The organism is Bradyrhizobium sp., assembly GCF_030693485.1.
In the GTDB taxonomy this organism is placed as follows: Bacteria; Pseudomonadota; Alphaproteobacteria; order Rhizobiales; family Xanthobacteraceae; genus Bradyrhizobium.
In genome coordinates this window covers 1-6,428 of the sequence record NZ_JAUYAN010000100.1, presented here as the reverse complement: position 1 = coordinate 6,428, position 6,428 = coordinate 1, and the positions used below count along the sequence as shown (strand labels likewise).

The following is a 6,428-nucleotide window of genomic DNA, read 5'->3' as shown; positions in this document are numbered from 1 at the left end:
AGCCAGCCGCCGTCGCGCAATGCGGCCAGCGATTTTTCGGCGAGTTTCATGCGGTAGGGCGGATCGAGAAACACCAGCGAGAACGGCTCCATCGGATGCGCGGGGCCGGGATTGGTGGCGTCGCGGCGATACACTTTTGTCACGCCGCCGAGACCGAGCGCCTCGACATTGTTGCGCAGCAGCGCCCGCGCCTCGGCGCCATTGTCGACGAACAGCGTGAACGCCGCACCGCGCGACACCGCCTCGATGCCGAGCGCGCCGGTGCCGGCGAACAGGTCGAGCACGCGCGCGTCCTGAACCGGATCGTCATAGGCATGGATCAGGATATTGAACAGCGACTCGCGCAAGCGATCCGCCGTCGGCCGGATGTCGTTCGACGACGGCGACGCGAGATTGCGGCCCTTCAGCCGTCCGCCAACGACACGCATGAGACCTTACTCGTCCAGCGGCTTCAGATCGCGCTTGCCGTGGTAGCCGCGCTGCGGACGGCGCGGCGGACCGTAGCCGGAGGCTTCGGCCTCGTTGCGGGCGCGGGCTTCGTCGCTGCCGGTGCGCTGCACCAGCACGCGGCGGCCCTTGCGATCGGCGATCAGGCCGCTCTTGCCCGCCGGCTTGAACGGTTTTTTGCCGCGCGGCGCGTCTTCATCATCAGCTTTGGCGCTCGCCTCGCCCGGCATCGGCCGGTTGAAATCCGCGCCCGCCAATGCGGCGACCTTCTCGCCGAGCTGATCGCGCAGCACCCGGGTCTTGATCTCCTCGACCTGGCCTTCCTCGAGTTCGCCGAGCTGGAACGGTCCGTAGGAAATCCGGATCAATCGGTTCACCTCGAGCCCGAGATGCGCCATCACGTTGCGGACTTCGCGGTTCTTGCCTTCGCGGATCGCGAACACCAGCCAGACATTTGCGCCCTGGTCGCGCTCCAGCGTCGCATCGATCGGTCCGTATTTGACGCCGTCGACCTCGACGCCCTTTTTCAGCTCGTCGAGCTGGCCCTGCGTCACCTCGCCATGGGCGCGGACCCGATAGCGCCGCAGCCAGCCGGTGTCGGGCAGTTCCAGCGCGCGCGCCAGCCCGCCGTCATTGGTCAGCAGCAGCAGGCCCTCGGTGTTGAAATCGAGCCGGCCGATCGATATCAGCCGCGGCAGGCCCTCCGGCAGATTGTCGAACACCGTCGGCCGCCCCTCCGGATCGGCATGGGTGGTCATCAGGCCGCGCGGCTTGTGGAACATGAACAGGCGGGTGCGCTCGCGCGGCGGCAACGGCTTGCCGTCGATGGTGATGACGTCGTTCTCGGTGACGTCGAGTGCCGGCGAATTGATGACGCGGCCGTTGACGGTGACGCGGCCCTGCACGATCCATTCCTCGGCGTCGCGGCGCGAGGCAAGCCCGGCGCGCGACAGCACCTTGGCGATGCGCTCGCCGGATTTCTTTTCGCGCGGCGGACGCGCGGCGCGCTTTTCGAATTCGGGCTTGCGCTCGCGGTATTCGCCGCGGCCGCCAAACGCCGGACGTTTGGCGAATACCTTGCTGTCGTCTTCGTTGTCGCGGCGCGGCCGCTCACCCGGAGCTTCGCTGCGCGGATGCTCCTGCCAGGAGCTGCCGCCCTCACGGGGGCGATCAAATTTGGGACGATCCTCGCGCGGCCGATCGAAGCGGGGACGGTCGCCCTGCGGCCGGTCACCGCGACCCTCGCGGGGACGGTCGAATTTCGGACGATCACCTTGCGGGCGGTCCTCGCGCGGGCGCGAAAACCGCGGACGCTCGGCGCCACCGCTGTTATCGCGGGGCTTGTCGAAACGGGGCTTATCGAAGTTGCGCGCGCCGTCGCGGGACGGGCGCGAATTGCGGCCGGCATGCTCGGGCGAAGACGCATCGCGCTTCTGCCACGGCTTTGACTCGCCGCGATCTGCGCCTCGATCTCCCGGGCCGCTCGTGCGGTCCCGGTCGCGGCTGCCGAAGTCCTTGCGCGGACCTCGGTCCGGCGCGCCGCGGGAAGAAAACTTCTTGTCGCCGCCGAATTTTCGCTCGGGACGGTCACCACGCGGCCGGTCGCCGTCGCGCGAGGGACGCGAGCTGTAGGGACGATCGCCCTGCGGCCGGTCGCCACGCGGCGTATAGGGCCGCTTCTCAGCGCCACCCTCGCGCGGCGTATAAGGCTTCTTGTCGCTGAATTTGCGGTCGGAAAAACGCGCGGCCGGACGGGCGTCGCCACGATCGCCGCGATCACCGCGCGGGGTGTAGGGGCGCTTCTCGCCATCGCCGCGCGGACGGTCATCCCGGCTGAAACCGGGGCGATCACCGCGCGGAGTATACAGACGCTTCTCGCCGCCGGCGCGATCATCCCGGTTAAAACGCTGAGGACGATCGCCAAACGGCCGATCGCCTCGGGGACGCGGCGCATCGCCATCGCGGCGCGGCGGCGGCCCTTCGCGCTTGCCGGCATAGGGTTTGCCCGGCCCCGAATAGGGTTTCTTGCCGAAGGATTTGGCGCCGTCGGGTTTTCCGGCATAGGGCCGCCGCTCGCCTTCCGGCTTGGCGCCGTCACTTTTGCCGGCAAAGCCGCGCTTGGCGAATTTCTTCTCCGGTCCCCGGGCAGCGCCGGAGCGGCCCTTGCCGCCTGTGGGGCGATCACGCCGACCACGGGAATCGTTGTTTTTGTCGTTATCGCGGGGCATGAATGTCTCTCGTATCAATGAAATGCGGTCAGGCGGATGTGGACGGGCTGTCATAGCGAGTACGCGCGCGCACTTGGCTCAAGGCGCATTGTCACGCAAAACCGGCATCCACTTTTGCTGAATGCGGTTCTCATAGCAGGTTTCTTCCGATGATACGAGGCATGACGCCCCCTTCTTTCATGGATTTGGCGCTGAAAACCGCCAGAAACGCCGGAAAAGCCGGCGAAGTCCCGATCGGCTGCGTGATTGTCAGGGGTTACGAGGTGATCGCCACCGCGGCCAACCGCACCCTGACCGACCGCGACCCGACCGCGCACGCCGAAATCCTGGCGCTGCGGCAGGCCGCAGACGCCATCGGCACCGAGCGGCTGGTCGATTGCGACCTCTACGTCACGCTGGAGCCGTGCACGATGTGCGCCGGCGCGATCTCGCTGGCGCGGATCCGGCGGCTGTATTACGGCGCAGCCGATCCCAAGGGCGGCGCGGTGGAGTCAGGCGTGCGGTTCTTTGCCTCGCCGACCTGTCATCATGTGCCGGAAGTTTATGGGGCGGTGGGCGAGACGGAGGCGGCGACGCTGCTGAAGGATTTTTTCAAGGTGCGGAGGTAGGTGCCCTTCGCCTCTCCCGCTTGCGGGGGAGGCCGACGCGCGAAGCGCGGCGGGTGGGGGAAGCTCTCTCGTCTGGCGTCGGTGCGGATGCGCCCCCACCCCAGCCCTCCCCCGCAAACGCGGGAGAGGAGGCACACCGATGACGCGTCGAATAGTGACGTTCACGCCTCCGCAAAAAACTCCCGCAACATCGTCGCCGTCACATCCGGATTCTCTTCCGTGAGAAAATGACCGCTATCGACCGGCGCGCCGCGCACATTGGTCGCCCAATTCTTCCAGGTATCGAGCGGCGTGGCCGCTGCGCTGGCGATGCCGGCATCGCCCCACAGCGCCAGCATCGGGATGGTGATCTTCTTGCCCGCGTCGCGATCGACCTTGTCGATCTCGAAATCGGCATAGGCGCCGGCGCGATAGTCTTCGCACATCGCGTGCAGCCGCGAGGGATCGCGGAACGGCGCGAGGTAATGCTCCAGCGCGCGCGGATCGATGTCGCCGAGATCTCCAGACTTGGTCTGGCTCGCCATCTTCTGGCGGAGGAAAAAGTCCGGATTGCTGCCGATCAGGGTTTCCGGCAGCGGAAACGGCTGCGCCAGGAAGGTCCAGTGATAGATCTTCAGCGCGTAGAGCCGGTTCATCCGCTCCCAGTAGTCGAAGGTCGGCAGGATATCCAGCACCGCCAGTTTCGAGAGACGCCCGGGATGATCGAGCGCGAGGCGGTAGGCGACCCGACCGCCGCGGTCGTGGCCGGCCAGCGCGAAATGCACATGGCCGAGCTGCTCCATCGCCTCGATCATCGTCCGGGCCATCGCACGCTTGGTATAGGGTATGTGGTCTTTGTCGCTCTCGGGCATATCGGACCAGCCATAGCCCGGCAGGTCCGCGATGATCAGCGTGAACCTGTCCGCCAGTTGCGGCGCGACGCGGTGCCACTGCACATGGGTCTGCGAAAAGCCGTGCAGCAACAACAGCGGCGGCCCCTTGCCGCCGACGCGGGCGAAGATGCGGCCGGACCGGGTGTTGATCCATTCGGCGGAATAACCGGGAAACAAATCGGCGAGATCGGGCATCAGACTGGCACTCCTTCGCGGGCGGCGGCGCTGCTTCAAACTTTGTTTGCCGTTGCCGCCGGCGCGTGGCGGATATATGCCATCGTCCAAGCACGACCAACAATAAAACACGAGGAAACCCCTGCCATGTCGATCGATTTCGAGATTCCGGCCGAAGCCAAGGCGATCCGCGAGAAGGTCCGCAAATGGGTGCATGACGAGTGCATTCCGGCGGAGAAGGAACTCGACACCAAGCCGCTCGCCGAGGTGCTGGGACCGCTGCGGAAAAAGGCCCGGGCCCAGGGCCTGTGGTGTCCGTGGGTGCCGAAGGAATATGGCGGCATGGGCCTCGGCCCGCTCGCCAACGCGCTGGTGCAGATGGAGCTCGGCGAGAGCATGCTCGGCGCGCTCTCGATGAACACCCAGGGGCCCGACGACGCCTCGATGATGACGATCCTCGCCCACGGCACCGAGTACCAGAAGGAAAAGTTCCTTAAACCCCTGCTCAACGGCGACAAGCGCATCTGCTTCTCGATGACCGAGAAGGCCGCCGGCGCCGACGCCACCGGCATGCAGACCACGGCGGTGAAGGACGGCAACGAGAACTACATCCTCAACGGCGAGAAATGGTTCTCGTCTTCGGCCAGCGTCGCCGACATGGCGCTGGTGGTGGCGCGAACCGATCCGAACGCGCCGCGCCACAAGCAGCATTCGACCTTCATCGTCGAGCTGCCGAACCCAGGCTATATCATCAAGCGCAACGTCGCCAACATGGCGATCGAAGGCCCGCATGACGACATCCTGCACGGCGGCCATTCCGAAATCGACATCAAGGATTTGAAGGTTTCGGCCGACAACCTGCTCGGCGGCGAGGGCAACGGTTTCAACATGGGCCAGCACCGGCTCGCCTATGGCCGTCTGCGCCATGGCATGCACAACGTCGCCAAGGCGCAGCGCGCGCTCGACATGGCGGTGGCCCATGTCACCCAGCGCTCCACCTTCGGCTCGCTGCTCTCCGACCGCCAGGGCGTGCAGTTCATGCTGGCCGATTGCGCCAGCGAACTCTACATCGGCCGGCTGATGCTGCTGCACATCGCCTACAAGGCGGAAAAGGGCCTCGACATAAGGCAGGAAAACTCGATCGCCAAGATCTTCCACGCCCACATGGTGCACAAGGTGATCGACACCGCGATCCAGCTGCACGGCGCGCTCGGCTTCAGCCAGGATACGCCGCTGGCGAAATGGTACACCCAGGTGCGGTCGCAGCGGCTGGTCGACGGTCCGGACGAGGTGCACAAGTGGAAGATCGGCAAGAACGTCATCAAGGCGTTCAAGGAGCATGGGACTACCGCGAGCGCGGCGGGCGGCGATTTGCTCTGAGCGAATTCCAGAGCTTTGAGCAGCGTCTTGGCCGGGCTTGTCCCGGCCATCCACGTTCCTGGGGCTGCACAACGAAGGCGTGGATGCGCGGGTCAAGTCCGCGCATGACGAATGTGTTGGGATCGACATCTTGTTCGCAAACACGGTTTCGCGTTCTCGCCGCATGATCTGCGCGAGGTTTTCGGTAAGCCGCGCGTTCGTCTCGTGCGCCGCCGCGTCCGCCGCATCCCACCCCGCGTATCGTGACGATCATGATCCGCCCCTTTTGCCGGGTGAGACGAGCGAATCTGCAGGGCTGATTTGCCCGGACGGCTTAAGCGAACTTTTGCCTCGTCGGGTTACTTTGCCGCACCCCTGCCCGGACCTGATCCGGACATCGAGGCTTGGCGGCGGACGAGACGCCGCGAGAAGCGGACATGCGCGCAGCCAGGATTATTGTCGGTTTGCGGATCCGCGGAAGCTATGTCCGCCTATCGAGTGCATCACCGACCCGGGTCGAAGATCGAGCGAGGTCGAGAGGTGCCGATGGTGACATCGCTTATGAATGCTGAAACCATGTTTACCATATAAATAAACCTTTCCCTAAACGCTTTCTGCTGGAATCCGTCGATGACAATCATGAATCGCGGCCGCGGTAGACTGCTCGTCGTCGACGACGTCGCAATAAATCGGGACCTGTTAAGCCGGTATTTCGGCGCACGGGGCTTCCAGATCGCCGA

At 65.3% G+C, this 6,428-nt stretch carries 5 protein-coding genes; 2 read left to right on the top strand and 3 right to left on the bottom strand.

Annotated elements, in window-relative coordinates:
* Positions 1-428 (bottom strand): 16S rRNA (guanine(966)-N(2))-methyltransferase RsmD (gene rsmD, locus Q8N40_RS07595; protein WP_305711379.1); only part of this gene is annotated, 428 nt, incomplete at its 3' end.
* 6 nt (positions 429-434) lie between these two features.
* Complete coding sequence (locus tag Q8N40_RS07590; RefSeq protein ID WP_305711378.1) at positions 435-2,675, bottom strand: pseudouridine synthase; 2,241 nt, start codon at positions 2,673-2,675, stop codon at positions 435-437.
* Between the two features lie 149 nt (positions 2,676-2,824).
* Between Q8N40_RS07590 and Q8N40_RS07585 the strand changes: the two genes are divergently transcribed.
* Positions 2,825-3,283: a nucleoside deaminase gene (locus Q8N40_RS07585; protein WP_305321827.1), complete on the top strand. Its 459-nt coding sequence runs from the start codon at positions 2,825-2,827 to the stop codon at positions 3,281-3,283.
* A 161-nt stretch (positions 3,284-3,444) separates the two neighbouring features.
* Here the strand turns inward: Q8N40_RS07585 and Q8N40_RS07580 are convergent, their stop codons facing one another.
* The gene (locus Q8N40_RS07580; RefSeq protein WP_305321828.1) at positions 3,445-4,350 is read right to left on the bottom strand and encodes an alpha/beta fold hydrolase; all 906 of its coding nucleotides are present in this window, start codon (positions 4,348-4,350) and stop codon (positions 3,445-3,447) included.
* Between the two features lie 126 nt (positions 4,351-4,476).
* On the opposite strand from Q8N40_RS07580, the gene Q8N40_RS07575 reads away from it, so the two are divergent.
* A complete protein-coding gene (locus Q8N40_RS07575) occupies positions 4,477-5,709 on the top strand; it encodes an acyl-CoA dehydrogenase family protein (RefSeq protein WP_305321829.1) in 1,233 nt (410 codons plus the stop codon).
* Positions 5,710-6,428: the final 719 nt, after the last annotated feature.